The organism is Actinospica durhamensis (genome assembly GCF_018139695.1).
Taxonomy (GTDB): Bacteria; Actinomycetota; Actinomycetes; order Streptomycetales; family Catenulisporaceae; genus Actinospica; species Actinospica durhamensis.
In genome coordinates this window covers 1-14,036 of record NZ_JAGSOG010000008.1, presented here as the reverse complement: position 1 = coordinate 14,036, position 14,036 = coordinate 1, and the positions used below count along the sequence as shown (strand labels likewise).

The 14,036-nt window shown below is 67.5% G+C and carries 12 protein-coding genes, 1 tRNA gene and 1 pseudogene; 5 read left to right on the top strand and 9 right to left on the bottom strand.

The annotated features are described in order from the left end of the window. Positions 1 to 2: 2 nt before the first annotated feature. From KDL01_RS03065 to KDL01_RS03035, 7 genes are all read right to left on the bottom strand, one after another. The gene (locus KDL01_RS03065; RefSeq protein WP_212526758.1) at positions 3 to 590 is read right to left on the bottom strand and encodes a GTP-binding protein; all 588 of its coding nucleotides are present in this window, start codon (positions 588 to 590) and stop codon (positions 3 to 5) included. Continuing rightward, positions 571 to 966, bottom strand: a complete 396-nt coding sequence (locus tag KDL01_RS03060; protein ID WP_212526757.1) for a DUF742 domain-containing protein — start codon at positions 964 to 966, stop codon at positions 571 to 573. Before KDL01_RS03060 ends, KDL01_RS03065 begins: the two co-directional genes overlap by 20 nt. Beyond that, the gene (locus KDL01_RS03055; RefSeq protein WP_212526756.1) at positions 929 to 1,411 is read right to left on the bottom strand and encodes a roadblock/LC7 domain-containing protein; all 483 of its coding nucleotides are present in this window, start codon (positions 1,409 to 1,411) and stop codon (positions 929 to 931) included. Before KDL01_RS03055 ends, KDL01_RS03060 begins: the two co-directional genes overlap by 38 nt. After that, positions 1,408 to 3,837, bottom strand: coding sequence for a sensor histidine kinase (locus KDL01_RS03050; RefSeq protein ID WP_212526755.1), 2,430 nt, complete (start codon positions 3,835 to 3,837; stop codon positions 1,408 to 1,410). The genes KDL01_RS03055 and KDL01_RS03050 overlap by 4 nt, the downstream gene beginning before the upstream one ends. 429 nt (positions 3,838 to 4,266) lie before the next feature. Then, the gene (locus KDL01_RS03045) at positions 4,267 to 4,617 is read right to left on the bottom strand and encodes an integrase core domain-containing protein (RefSeq protein ID WP_212526754.1); all 351 of its coding nucleotides are present in this window, start codon (positions 4,615 to 4,617) and stop codon (positions 4,267 to 4,269) included. A gap of 146 nt (positions 4,618 to 4,763) precedes the next feature. Next, complete coding sequence (locus KDL01_RS03040) at positions 4,764 to 5,000, bottom strand: hypothetical protein (RefSeq protein ID WP_212526753.1); 237 nt, start codon at positions 4,998 to 5,000, stop codon at positions 4,764 to 4,766. Between the two features lie 177 nt (positions 5,001 to 5,177). Then, positions 5,178 to 5,654 (bottom strand): hypothetical protein, encoded by a 477-nt coding sequence (locus KDL01_RS03035; protein WP_212526752.1) that lies wholly within the window; start codon positions 5,652 to 5,654, stop codon positions 5,178 to 5,180. A gap of 107 nt (positions 5,655 to 5,761) precedes the next feature. Between KDL01_RS03035 and KDL01_RS03030 the strand changes: the two genes are divergently transcribed. Next, on the top strand, positions 5,762 to 6,421 hold the full coding sequence (locus KDL01_RS03030; RefSeq protein ID WP_212526807.1) for a site-specific integrase: 660 nt from the start codon (positions 5,762 to 5,764) through the stop codon (positions 6,419 to 6,421). A gap of 135 nt (positions 6,422 to 6,556) precedes the next feature. Further along, entirely contained in the window at positions 6,557 to 7,621 is a 1,065-nt protein-coding gene (locus tag KDL01_RS03025) for a hypothetical protein (protein ID WP_212526751.1), read from the top strand. Between the two features lie 789 nt (positions 7,622 to 8,410). Here KDL01_RS03025 and KDL01_RS03020 read toward each other — a convergent pair. Next, positions 8,411 to 9,242 (bottom strand): annotated as a pseudogene (locus KDL01_RS03020) (IS110 family RNA-guided transposase); the annotation flags it as partial. 381 nt (positions 9,243 to 9,623) lie between these two features. Between KDL01_RS03020 and KDL01_RS45060 the strand changes: the two are divergent. The 3 genes from KDL01_RS45060 (at position 9,624) to KDL01_RS03005 (ending at position 13,675) form a co-directional block, all read left to right on the top strand. After that, on the top strand, positions 9,624 to 12,236 hold the full coding sequence (locus KDL01_RS45060) for a PKD domain-containing protein (protein WP_212526749.1): 2,613 nt from the start codon (positions 9,624 to 9,626) through the stop codon (positions 12,234 to 12,236). Between the two features lie 140 nt (positions 12,237 to 12,376). Beyond that, entirely contained in the window at positions 12,377 to 12,580 is a 204-nt protein-coding gene (locus tag KDL01_RS03010) for a hypothetical protein (protein WP_212526748.1), read from the top strand. Between the two features lie 39 nt (positions 12,581 to 12,619). Further along, entirely contained in the window at positions 12,620 to 13,675 is a 1,056-nt protein-coding gene (locus KDL01_RS03005; RefSeq protein ID WP_212526747.1) for an integrase core domain-containing protein, read from the top strand. A 123-nt stretch (positions 13,676 to 13,798) separates the two neighbouring features. On the opposite strand, the gene KDL01_RS03000 is transcribed toward KDL01_RS03005, so the two are convergent. Next, a tRNA-Lys gene (locus tag KDL01_RS03000) sits at positions 13,799 to 13,871 on the bottom strand. Positions 13,872 to 14,036: the final 165 nt, after the last annotated feature.

Sequence of the window (14,036 nt, the reverse complement as noted above, 5' to 3'; positions counted from 1 at the left end):
GTTCACGCCTGGGCCGCCTCCAGATAGTCGACCAGCGCCAGCAGCACGTCCCGGCTGACGGAACGTTGACGCAGGTCCCCCATCAGGATGGGGATCTGCGGATCGAGATCGAGCGCCGAACGGATTTCGGAGACCGTGCGGTCCTGGTGTCCGTCGAAGTTGTTGACACAGACCACGAAGGGAATGCCCCGGTTTTCGAAGAAGTCGATGGACCCGAAGCTCGTCCGCAGCCGCCGGGTGTCGGCGATCACCACCGCGCCCAGCGCGCCGTGCACCAGATCGTCCCACATGAACCAGAAGCGCTCTTGGCCCGGCGTGCCGAACAGGTACACCACCAGGTCGGAACTCACCGTGATCCGGCCGAAGTCCATGGCCACGGTGGTGGCGTCCTTGTCCCCGACACCCGCGATGTCGTCGACGCCCAGGCTCGCGACGGTCAGGAATTCCTCGGTGCGCAACGGTTCGATCTCGCTGATCGCCCCGACCATCGTGGTCTTGCCCACTCCGAAGCCCCCCGCGATCAGGAACTTCACAGCGGCCGGCGCGCAAACCGCGGGTGTGTGCCGCCTGTCAAAGTCGTCGTAACCCATCTCGCACCGCCTGAAGAAGTCTGATGTCTGGTCTCTGCCCCACTCCGACCGGCACCGGAGAGCGGGCGGTCACCGCTCCCACTGTGATCAGGTCGCTGATCAAGATCTTCACCACCGCCACCGGCAGGTCGATCCCCGCCGCGATCTCGGCCAGTGCCACCGGCTCGCGGCACCTGTCCAGAATGGATCGGTGCTCGGGCTCGAGGCCACGGGTGCCGTACTGCTCCTCGGGTGACATGAGCGCGACGATGATCGTGATCAGCGTCAGGTTTCCGTACGCCGAGAGCGTCCGGCCATGGGTGATCGTGTACGGCCTGACGAAGGAGTCCTCCGGGTCCTCATCGAGGGATTCGTCGGCCCAGTGGTTGATCGGCATCCACGCCCTCCTCGCCGGACTCCGGACCGAACCGCGTCTCGGCGCCCAGATGCTGACCGACCTGAAGCACGAGGGTGTGCATCGCCTCCGCCATCACCTCTGCCTCCACGTCCTGGTCCGCCAGTACCGCCAGGTGGGTACCGCGGCCGGCCGCGCTGATGAACAGCCAGAGATTCGCCAGCTCGACGATGATCTGGCGCACCCCGCCCCCGCCGAAGACCTCGCCGACGCCGCGGGCCAGGCTCTGCTGACCGGTGGAGATCGCGGCCAACCGCTCGGCGTTCTCGCGCTTGATCTCCCTGGACTGACTGATCACCAGGCCGTCGTCGGAGAGCACGATCGCATGCCGGGTTCCGGCCACCTGGTCGACCAGGCGATCGAGCAGCCAGTCCAGATCGCGGTCGGTGGCCGTGGTGCGCTGCGGCATGGGGGGCTGTTGCGTCATTGTTCGCCTTCCCTGGTCTGCTCGGCGTTGGGCGAAGGACGGGTGAGGAGTGGTTCGACGTCCATGGCCAGCCGCATCCGACGGGACTGGCGTTGAAAGGCGCCGACCGTGGTGGCGGACCGACAAGGTCCGGGCGCCGACCGAGCCGGCTCCGAATCCTCCTCTGGTGCCGTGTCGCCTTCACTCCCACGGCTTTCGCGCAGTTCGGCCACGAGATTCGCCTGGCGGACCCGCCTGGGCAGTGGATCCCGCGACGTCGCGGCGGCCGAGTCCGATGATCTGCCGCCGATGCCTGCCAGGAGCTGATCGGATGGGTCCTGCGACCCGGTGGTCTCAGGGAAGACACGTGATACACGGCTCAGTACCGACACGGCCGCGGACTCGTTTACCTCGTGGACCTCGTGGACCTCGGGGACCTCGGGGACGGCGGCCGTCGCGGCGAGCCGAGGCGTGAAGTCGATGTGGTCCGCATCCTCGGCGGACCAGGGGAGCTGGTCCGCGGAGAACACGTGTTCAGCCGGTACCAGGATGACCACGCGAGTGCCGCCGAAAGCGGAAGGCCGCAGTTCCACCTTCACATCGAGCTTCGCGGCCAGCCGGGCGACGACGTACAGGCCGAGTCGCGCGTCGTCGGCCCGCGAGAGCACGTCCATCTTCGGCGGATCCGAGAGCAGCGCGTTGACCTCGACGTACTGCTCGGCGCCCATGCCCATGCCCCGGTCCTCGATCTCGATGGCCAGGCCGCGCGCCACCGGCGCCGCGGTCACCTCGACCGGGGTAGGCGGCTTGGAGAAGGTCACCGCGTTCTCCATCAGCTCGGCCAACACGTGCACCAGCGGACCGACCGCACGCTCGGAAACCCAGAGCCGGCTTTCGATCTCGATCCTGATGCGCCGATAGTCCTGCACCTCGCCCTGCGCGGATCTCAGCACGTCCAGCAGCGGGACGGGCTTGCGCCACCGCCGTTGCGTCTGCCCGCCGCCGAGGATCACCAGGTTCTCTTCGTAACGCCGCAACCTCGCGGCCAGGTGATCGAGGTCGAACAGGCCTTCCAGTACCGCCGGGTCCTCGTACTCCCGCTCCATTTCGCTCAGCCGCTTCAACTGCAGCCCGATGAGCAGCTGGGTGCGACGTGCGATGCGCTGCAACAGTCGTTCGAAGCCGCGGTATTGCTCAACCTGCCGCACGGACGTCTCCAGTGCGCTGGCGCGCGCGGCGTTCAGCGCCCGGCCGAGCATGCCAAGTTCGTCCCGGCCGTAGTGCAGCACCGGAAGTTCGGCATCGGTGTCGATCGCCTCTCCGCTACGCAGTCGCTCCACCACGTCGGGCAGCTTGGTCTCCAGCTCCTCGGCGGCCAGACGCAGCCTGTATATCCGGCGACGCAGGATGCTGACCAGCCACCAGGTGAGCCCGATCGCCAGCGCGACGCCCGCCGCCCCGATGGCGCTCTGAACGGCCAGACGCGTCTCGAGCGAACTGAGCTCCGCGTTGGCACTTGCCAGAACCGAGCCGGTCCCCGCCTGGGTCAGGTGCAGCAACTCCGGTGTGAGCGACGACATCACCTGCTGCCACTGCCGGCCGAGCGCCGGCGGCACGGCGATGTCGCCGTCGGCGGAGACCGGCGCCTCGTCGAGACTCTGTTCGACCTCGGTCTTGCTCTGCCAGACCGGGCCGGTGAGCATCCCCTGGTAAAGGGAAGACACCGCCGTGAAGTTCGGGATGACCTCGTTCCGGTAGATGAACAGCTCGCTGCCCACGGCCTGATCGACCAGCGAACGCTGGGTGGGGGTGATATGACCGGATACCAGGCCCGCCGTGATGATCGCGTCCTCACGCGAGATCATCTCCTGGCCCCAGCCGGTGGGAATCGAGGGCGAGGTGATGACGTCGAGATCCGAAATGCCGGTCTGGGTCAGCGCCGCGAACAGCGAGAGGTTCGAGCTGATGAGGCCGGTGTAGTCGTCGTACTCCTGCTGCTGCGTGACCGCGCGGTCATCGACCGCGGTCCGATACCCGGAAAGCCGATGAAATTCCGTGTCGAACTGCCCCAGACTGGCGGTGACGCTCGGCGAGGTCACGGCGGACAGCGACACCACGGTCGCGGCCGAGGCATCGGTGAGCTTGCGAACCTGAGCCAGGGGCGCCTGGTAAGCGGCCGGGTCGGCAAGGGCCGCCCCACTCAGTTTCCGCTCCTGTTGGAGGTCGTAATAAAGGGCGGTCGCGGGAACCGCCCCGTTGCTGGAGACGGCGCTGTTCTCGCGATTCGTCGCCGTGCGCCAATCGCTATAGAGCTGGCCCGAGTTCACGGCCAGAAGCGCGATCATGGCCGCGCTGGGCACGAAGGCCAGGATGAGGAGAACGGCACGCAGCGGCAACCACTGCCGCGCGCCCGGTTCTGGTGTTCTTTCGCGCTTTGCCGTGCCCACGTGCCGTGCCATCCGAAACCCCAGGGGACTTGCGTTGACGGGCGATCGACTTCGAGTCTGAGCGAACGCACGGATGCTACCTGTCACGACTCTCACCGGCAATGGGTGTATCTCGATGTGAGCGACCGGCTGAGGCTCTTGTCCTCGCTGATGTCGAATACGTCACCGGGGCGGGTGGAATCAGCAGCCGGAATCACGGCTCGGTTCGGCCCGGCCGCCTACCCGAACGGGACGGCCGAACCGGACTCGGCGAGAGCGGCTTCAGCCGGCGGAACCTGGCGGAACCCGGCGGAATCTCGCCGGCGCGGTCGACGAAACCGTGCGGTCCAGGATGCGCAGTGGACACGGTGGAGTCGATGCGCTTTCAGAACACACCTCTCGCTTATGCTGCCATTGCGATGTGCTCCTGCCAGGCGCGCCACGTCTTGCTCAGAGTGCGGTAGCCCAGTGCGGGGTGCGGTAGCCCAGCGCGGAGTGCGGGCGCCGCTCGTTGTAGGACCTGATCCAATTCTCGATGTCGCGGCGGCCGCTGGCGCGATCGGGCCAAAACGCGACACCGATCTCCGCCTCGATCGTGGCGAAGAACGACTCGGCCGCGGCGCCGTCCAGGCACGAACCCGTGCGGCCGTTACTCTGCCGAATCTCCAGGCACCGCAGCACGTTGCGGTAGAGCTTCGAGTGACACTGCGGTCTCCTATCGATATGCATCACCGCATTGCCAGCCACCATCCCGGCCCGATGTGCCGCGCTGATCGCCTCGACCGCGAGGCTCGCCCGCATATGTGGCGCTGACGCTCACCCGATCAACTCCTTGCTGCACAGGTCCAGGACGGTCGCGAGGTAGACCCAGCCCCCGCCCGTCGGGAAGCACCTGATGTCGCCGACGAGCTTCAGCCCGGGCATCGGCGCGCCGAACTCCCGCCGGATCAGATCCGGAACAGCATCGGCAGCCCGGCCGGTCCCCGCTCCTCGCGCTCCCGTTCATCTCGGCGCACCTGCGCCCGGGTCCACAGGTAGTAGTTGCTCCGGTCGGCCACCGGGATCCGGCACAAGCGCTTGGCCGTGAACCGATTCCGGAGCCGGTGGATGAACGCGAACCGCTCGCCCGCGGGAGCCTGATGAACCAGCGGCGCCGCAGCCTCGCGCAGAACCTCGTTCTCCACTCGCAGCCGCTCAAGCTCCCGATTCAGCCGCCGTACCTCGGCGCGGAGTAGGAACGAACACCAACCACCGTTCACCCGAAGGGTGTGTTCTCAACCGTGTCGACTCCACTGATACAAGAGCACCGTGATGCCCGGCCCCAAGGGGGAACCGGGCATCGTTGGTCTGGCAGCGCCTGGTTAGTGCGTCTGGTAGAAGCCGAACCAGTCGAGGAGTACCTGCGCATTGCCTTGGCCGCCGAGGTAGATCCCGAGGTCGTAGTCGCCCTTGGCATCGAGCTGCGTGCCGGGAGAGGTGATGGCCAGGCTGGGGACGGTCTGTCCAGTGCGGTAATTGAGATTCGAGGTGCCCGGCACCGCGCCCGGGCTCTGCGGGTTGTACGGGTAGAGCGAGAGGAAGCCGTTGCCGGTCGGCTGGACGACGGTGGCGTTGAAGACCCCCGCGGTGTACTGGCTGGCGGCGGTACCGAAAGGCCACGGGGTCGGCTTACCCGTCGACAACGGCCCGGACAACGCACTGCCCTTCTTCCGGGTGTCGATCAGCCGGGTCGGAGCAGCCAGCGGGACGTAGGCGCTGCCGGCCCCGCCGATTTCGTAGAGCACACCGGGTTGGGCGCTGTCGACGTAGTAGCCGACCGCGTCCGCGATCAGGTCCACCGGCCCGCTGCCGGTGTTGTGGAAGATGATCTGTCCGTACTGTCCGCTCGCGGGGTCGTCGATCCAGCCCCGTCATGGCCTGAACGCCCGAACACACCAGAACATTCATCGCCCACACCAAGGACCACGAGTACCACGCCCTCTACAACCTCATCGCCCACGCCAGCCTACGCCGCGGCGAAGCCCTCGCCCTGCGCTGGGAGAACATCGACTTCGCCACCGGCGAAATCACCATCGAAGCCCAACTCGTCCAACTCGGCTGGGAGGTCATCGAGACCGCCCCCAAAACCGAGGCCAGCGCCCGCACCCTCGTCGCCCCTATGCCCCTGCTCATCAGCCTCGCCATCCAACGCCGCCGCCAACACACCTGGGCCGAGCAGGCAGGCAAGCGGTGGGCCCCAGGCCCCGGCAACAACAGCGTCTACGTCTTCACCGACCTCGACGGCCGCGCCATCCACCCCGGCGACGCCCTGACCCAGTTCCAGCGCCTGACCCACGAAGCGGACCTCCCCCCGATCCGCATCCACGACCTCCGCCACGGCGCCGCCACCATGGCCCGCGCCGCCGGCATCGACGTCAGAATCCTCTCCGCCATGCTCGGCCACTCCTCCACCACCATCACCAACGACCTCTACGGCGACGTCGCCACCGAAGCCAAACGCGAAGCCGCCAACACCATCGCCGACCAACTCGCCTACCGTGAAGAGCGCCGAGCTGAGTCGAGCACAGATATGACGACCGCCAAGGGCTGGTGCGCCGGTAGATGATCCCGCTCCTGCCGAGCCAGGCCTTCCGCGCACCTGAACGCCCGGGCCGACGGTTGTCGCATGGGGCTGACGATTGCTAACCTCCATCGTCAACTGATTTCCACCACTTATTCACCATCATGCGATGAGGCGCCCATGCATGGTCTGCGTTCCGCCCGGCGCGGCATACGCGCCGCGGCCGCCACGGCGACAGCGACCTTGGTCCTGTGCTGGCCGACGAGCGCCACCGCGGCCCTCGCGGCAAGCGGCCCCGCGGCCGCCACGCCGACGAGCACTGCGCTGCCCAGCTGCGATACCTCCGGTCTGCAGGCGACCCAGGACCATGTCGGCACCGTCGCCGAGGTTTCGTCCATCGACGAGATGGACACCGTGACCCTGACCATCCAGAACTCCGGTGCCACGTGCAGCGGACTCGGGGCGGCGCTCTACCTGCAGACCGTGCCGAACAAGGTCACCCTGGTCTGGCCGCGGATCTTCTGGCGGATCGACGGCGGCTCGTGGATGGCGGCCCAAGTCGGGTCGGTCTCCTGCCAGCCGCCGCCCTCAGGCCCCACGGACTCCTGCATCCTGGCGACCCTGCCGGAGTTCCCGCCGCTTGAGTCCGGCACCACCAAGCTGGCCGTCGCGCTCGAGTTCACCTCGTGGAACGACGCAAACTACAGCTTCACCGGATCGATCGTTCCGAATGACGACGGCAACGATTTCAACGTCGACGAATTCGGGCCGGGCTCGACCAACGACTGGGCGCTCGAATGCGCAACCTGTATCAACACGGGAACCTCCATCCTGCCCCCCGGTTCGTCCGGGGGCGGCTCACACCCCTCGCCCACGCCGACGAAGGGCCGCGGCAGCACCGGCGGCACATCGAGCGGCTCGGGCGGATCAGCCGGGCCGAGCGCGCCACACCCGTCCACGACCTCCGCACGTGCGACACACAGCACCACCCCGAGCGCCAGCGCTTCGGCACCGGCCACGGCAGCCACCGGCGACGCGCCCGGACCGACGGCGCCGGGGCCAGCCAAGACCCTCGGCCCGGCCGACGCGCAGCTCGCCTCCTCTTCCCACAACAACCCGCTGCCCACGGCCTTCGGCGCGATCACGGCCCTGCTCATCGTGCTGGGGGCCACGAGCCTGCTCCTGCGACGCAGACTGCGCCGCGTCGCCGCCGACTCCAGGGAACCCGGGGAGTCCCGAGACTGACCTTGAGATTTGAGGGCAGGCGAGATCGCCATCGGGGTTGATGTGTGACCGGGTGGCGGTGGGCGCGGCCGCCTGTCACCTTCGGGTCTATCTCAGGAATCGAAGAGGGCGGGTGGCCGCGTGGGCTTGATCCCGCCCCGCACTGGGTGTGGGTCGAGGGGACTATCAGGAAGGCGTGCGGTCCAATCTCCCCAGGGCGCGCATACGGCCTGCTGACCAGCATCCGCACACAGGCCACTGCCCCGCCGACGGCCTCGAGCACGCCCCTGGTGCACCACTAAGACCGAGCCGCCTCTCTCCGACGTGCTCGCCAAGCTCCGCCGCGTCGTCGTCGCCGCCCGATTTCTACCCACCTGTCCAGGTCAGCCCCCCGACGCTGAAATCCGCAGCGCCCGCCAAGCCTGGGCCTCAGCCAGCAACGTTCTGGCAGCCTGCTTCTGCCAGAACGTCGAAGATCGAGAAGACCATCCGGGCCCATCATTCCCGCAATCGTGCGACTTCACAGTGTGATCAAGGGGCAACAATCCCGTCGTCTTGACACGGGCGAGATGGCCGGGCCCGCTGAGGGAGGGCGCTCGGCACCAGCCAGTGCCGAACACCTCAGGCTGCGGTCGGTACGCATACGCAACCGCGGCACCGCCGGATCACGTTGATCACAACAGGTCAGCCATCGAGCCGGCCGGCATCGGGTGCGCCGGAACGCCACCGCGAAACACCGCCGGGTGGCCCAGGGCGGGTGCCCCTATCTGTTTCGTCAGGCTGTGCGCGACGGGTTGAGTAGGTAGAGCGTCCGTTTTTGAGCATGGGGAAGATGACGCCGGAGTGTCGTTGGGCGAGGCAGATCAGTGCCTGGTTGTGCCTCTAGCCTTGGGCGATCTTCCGGTCGTAGTAGGCGCGGGAGGCCGGGTCGGCCAGGGACGCGAACGCGGCGAGGAAGAAGGCCCGTTTGAGTAGGCGGTTTCCGCGCCGGGGTGCCGCTTCGCCGCGGATGGAGCTGCCGGAGCGGCGGGTGACGGGCGCCAGGCCTGCGTAGGCGGCGAGGTGGCGGCGGCGGGACGGCGCTGGCGTCGCCGATCTCTGCCAGGATGCGTGCTCCGGTCCTGACCCCATTTCCCGGCATGGAGGTCAGGACCTGGGAAAGAGGGTGCGTATCGAGCAGCTCCTCGATGTTGCCGACGCGCGTTTTCCGCTGGTCCAGGACGGTGCGGAGTGAGGAGGCAAGGCTCGGCAGGATCAGCGCGGCCGCGTCGGTGCCCGGGACCATGACGGTCTGCTCGTCCAGTGCGGTGCGGATCTCGGCGGCCAGTCGCTCGGCTATGGGCGGGGCGCGGGGCCGGAGCGCCTCGGTGATCTCCTCGTGGGAAGCCTGCTTGAGAGCCGTGGGCGAGCCGTAGCGTTCGAGCAGGTCGAGCACGGCCGGGTGGTGGATGCGGGGGCCGATCACGCGCTCGAGGCCGGGGTGGATCGCGGTGAGCAGGCCTCTGATCCGGTTCGGAGTGCGGGTGGCCTCGGCGGCCAGGTCGTCGTCGAAGCCGAGCAGCATGTGCAGGGCGGCGATGGTCTCGTCGTCGGGTTCCAGCTCGCGCAGGGTGTGGGGCATGGTGCGGGCGGCGTCGGCGATCGTCGTAGGCGCGCTCACGCTCGGGTTCTGGCTGATGCTCGCGCTCCGGCTCGACGAGCTGCCACTGCATCCTGAGGCACCGAACGCCCCTGTCGCCGCGCAGCTCAGTACCACAATCGCTCGCATGCGCCAGCTCGGCATTGTCGCTCCCTTCAAGCCCGATACACCCCCCGCAGTCGGGCACGCCGCCCGCCGTGCGGACGCGTCAGCCCCCGAGTGTGAGACCCTACCCATGCGAGCGGCGTCCGCACACTGCTTTGCGGATGTCTCGGACCGTACCGGGATCTGATGCGCTGCCATGCAGCACCTATGTACGTATACTAGGACTCTGATAAGCCGCCCCGAACAGGCGCGGCGAGCCGTATTCTGGGAGGGAACACGGTGCCCACGCGCCGCTCATCGACCTCGCTCCTGCTCTCGATAGTCTGCACAGCCGTCCTCGCACCGTCGGCGCACGCGGACGCCTCGCCGGAGAACGTGACCTACGTCGCGACGAGGACGGGATGTTCGGACTCGGGCCCGGGCACGGATCCCACCGCCCCGTTCTGCACGCTCCAGGCGGCAGTGGACGCCGCTGCCCCGGGCACCACGGTCGAACTCGCCTGGAACACCGTGGAGAACCAGATCGCGACGGTGACCGCTTCCGGAACGGCCGAGGACCCGATCACGATCAGGCCCGCTCCCGGCGACACCCCCGTCATCGGCCAGATTCTGGGCAACCCGGGCACGATTCCGGCGCTCACGTTCTCGGGCGCGAACTACGTCGATGTCACCGGCGTCACGTTGGGCGGGGTCACCACGCAGTTCGCGCAGATCGAAGGCTCCGCCCATATCGACTTCGACGAGATCGGATTCGACTGGGAGAGCTACGAGCCGAACGAGGATTCCGGACCATTCCTCGAAGTCGCCGGAACCTCCTCCGACGTGGTTCTCACCCGCTCAACCATCACCATGCCCTACCAGGGCTCCGGTACGGTCGTTCAGCTCGACTCAGGCACGACGGGCGACGTCATCGCCGGAAACGCCATCAGGCAAGGCTCTCTGGAAGGCTCCGGAACCCAAGCGGCCATCGTGGCCACCGGAGCGACCGACACCGAGATCACCAGCAACACCATCGACCAGTACGGCCCCTTCTGTGGCTCGACGATCGTTCTCGCCGAAGGCTCGGTGGGGACGACGATCGAGAACAACGTGCTGGAGGGCAACGAAGCCAGCTGCGACGGCGGTGCGGCCCAGGCCGTGCTGGAAGTAGACCCGACCTCGGAATCGGGATCGGTCGCCGACTACAACCTGCTCTACGCACCGCCGCAGAGTCTCGTCTCCACGTTCCCGGCCTACGAGTGGGGCGGCGTCACCTACTCCACCGTCAGCTCCTTCACAGCTGCCACCGGCCAGGGATCACACGACCTGGTCTCAAACCCCGATCCCTCGCTCGGCGCGAGCCCCACGATCAATTCGGCGAACTCCGCCGCGCCGGGGATGCCCGCCACCGACCTCGACGGCAACGGCTGCTCTTACGATCCGTATGTGCCCATCACCGGCGCCGGCTCGCCTGCGTACTGCACCCGCGGGGCGGTGCAGTACCAGAGCGCACCGCTGACCGTCACGGTCGATACCAGCCCGCTGAGCGCGCTCGAAGCACAGGCCTATGACGCAGCCCAGGCACCCGCGGACCCGCAGGGCTTCTCCATAGACTGGGGCGACGGGCAAACCACCGACAGTGCCTCCTCGGCCACGCACTACTACGCGCGCCCGGGCCTTTACACCGTCACCGAGACCGTCACCGACCAACTCGGCGAGAAGATCTCGGGATCAACGTCGTTCTCCACTCGCGGCACGGACTTCACCCCCTACGGCCCGACCCGAATCCTGGACACCCGCTCCGGAACCGGCGCCTCGAAGGGCCTGGTGGCCTCAGGCAGCGTCATCAAGCTGCGCGTGGCCGGAACCGGGTCGATCCCCGCCGGCATCGGCGCGGTGGTCATGAACCTGACCGCCGTGGACGGCACCGGCAACGGCTTCATATCCGCGTACCCCGACGGTTCCGCGGTTCCCCGGGTGTCGAACCTGAATTACGGCAAGGCGGCTCCGGTCGCGAACGAGGCCTTCGTTCCCGTCGGCGCCGATGGATACGTGGACCTGCTCAACAGCGGCGCCGGCCCGTCGGTGAGCGTGGACCTGATCGCAGATGTCACCGGGTATTTCTCGGCGGCTCAGTCCAGCAGCTTCTACTCCCTCGACCCCACGCGCATCCTGGACACCCGCAACGGCACGGGTGCTGCCAAGGCCAAGGTCGCGCCGCACGGCTCCATCCAGCTGGCGATCACGATTCCGGCGTCCAGCGCAGCGCCGAAGACCGGCATCACCGCCGTCTCCCTGCACGTGACAGCGGTCGACGCGACTGCCAACGGCTTCGTCACCGCCTATCCCGACGGTCAGACGAGACCGACCGCGTCCAACCTGAACGACACCACCGGAGCAGCGGTATCGAACACGGTGGTGGTGCCGGTCGGGGCCGACGGGAAAGTCGACCTCTACAACGGCTCGCCCACGGGCAGCGTCGACCTCATTGCCGACATCACCGGCTACTACAGCACCACCACGGTCACCGGCCTGGCCACGGTGTTCGTGCCGGTCACCCCTTCCCGGGTGGCGGACACCCGGACGAGCAAAGCCATGACCCCGGGCTCGACGGTCACTTTCCGCCCCGTCGGCGGGCACAACACGATGCCCGCCCCGGACACGACCTACGTGGTGAACCTCACCGTCACCGCCGCAACCGGCAATGGGCTGATCACGGCCTGGCCGCACGGCGAGCCCACGCCGAACACCTCGAACCTCAACTATCTGCGTGGACAGACGGTCGCCAACCTGGCGCAGATCCGCTCGGGATCCATCGACGCCAGCGGCAACGACGTCATCGCCAGCAACACCGAGAGCGGCGGCACGGTCGAATTCATCGCCGACGTGTTCGGCTACTACACCCTCGAGTAACGCGCCGTCAGGACTCGAAGCCCGAATCCGCTGATGACGAGGGGTCTGTACTGAACTCGGCTCTTCCAAGATTTTCGTGAGCGGTGATCGTTGATCTCGGGCCGCTCGTGGCCTGCCGGGCCGGTGGCAGGATTCTGCGGATGCGTGACCTGGAGACCCTGCTCCTGTTGCTTCCCCAGCTCGCGGCGGTGGACGTGACGTCGATGGCCGTCGTGGACGGGACACTCGTGATCGCGGCGGCCACGCGCATCGGCGCGGCGCCGTGCACCTGTGATTGCCGATTATGGCTTTCACGCTGGTCGGCGAGGGGCAACGTTGCGCTCTACACGGCGGCTCAGCAATGATCGTGAGTCGCGTGTCTCCGATTCGTGTTCCTTCTGGCCGTGCGCACGCCCGCGTGGCTTCGGCTTTCGCAGCGTTCCTCGGCGTGGAAGGATGCAGAGATCCTACTGCTGCGTCACCACATCGCGCTTCTCGAACGCCGGAGCACCACCCGCCCGAAGCTGACCTGGTCCGACCGGGCGCTGTTCGCGGCGCTGCTCGCCCTCATACTGCGCCCAGGCCATGCCCAGCTGCGGCTGCCGGTCACACCCGCGACGATCCCGCGCTGGCATCGCGACCTGGTCAAGCGCCGCTGGACGGCAAAGTCCAAGCGCAAGTCCCGCGGCCGCCCACGACGGCACCCCACGATCACCCAGCTCGTGCTACAGATGGCCCGCGACAACGAGCACTGGGGATACCGGCGCATCACCGGCGAACCGGCCGGCCTCGGCATCACCGTCGCCGCGTCCACCGTCTGGGAGATCCTCAAGAAGCACGGGATCGACCCGGCGCCACGCCGCGACGGCCCGACCTGGGCGCAGTTCCTGCGCTCCCAAGCCGAGGCAATCATCGCGTGCGACTTCTTCACCGTCGACCTGCTCGACGGTACCAAGGCCTACGTCATGGCCGCGATCGAACACGCCACCCGGCGCATCCACATCCTCGGCGCCACAGCCCATCCCACCCACGCGTGGGTCACCCAGCAGACCAGGAACCTGCTCATGGACCTCGAGGACTCAACGGCACAGGTCAGGTACCTGATCCGCGACCGCGACATCCTCTATCCCCCGCAGCTCGAGGATCTCCTGGCTGGCGCCGGGATCGAGACCCTCCGCAGCGCCGTGCGCGCACCCCGCATGAACGCAATCATGGAACGCTGGATCGGCGGATACCGGCGCGAACTACTCGACCGCACACTCATCTGGAACCTGCCACACCTGCTCCGAATCCTGCACGACTACGAAACCCACCACAACACCCACCGGCCACACATGGCACTAGCCAGCGCCGCACCGGACAAGCCGAAACCACCCGAAGTCACCGACCTCGACGCCTTCCGCGCACGCAACCAAGCCCGCGCCGGCGGAGTAGTCAACGAATACCGCAGAGCGGCCTGACCAGTGCAGACGACATTATCGGCAAGCACAGGGTGACGGCGGGTCACTAGACGACGCGGCGGAGTCAACGGGTGAATGCGAAACGGCTAGGTCATTCGTCACGACCTGGCCGTACGGTTACGGTGCGCCGTCAGGGACTTGAACCCCGAACCCGCTGATTAAGAGTCAGCTGCTCTGCCTATTGAGCTAACGGCGCTGGTGTTGAGCTGTTGAGCGTCGGAGGCCGGGGGCGGCCTGCGGACTCGTTGTTGCGGGATTGAGAGTACCGCAGATCGGCCGGGGGTGTGAAATCGCTGACCGCGATGATGCTCAGTGGGATCGCCCCGGAGCGGGCCGGGCTGGCCGGGGGCGTGCTCAACTC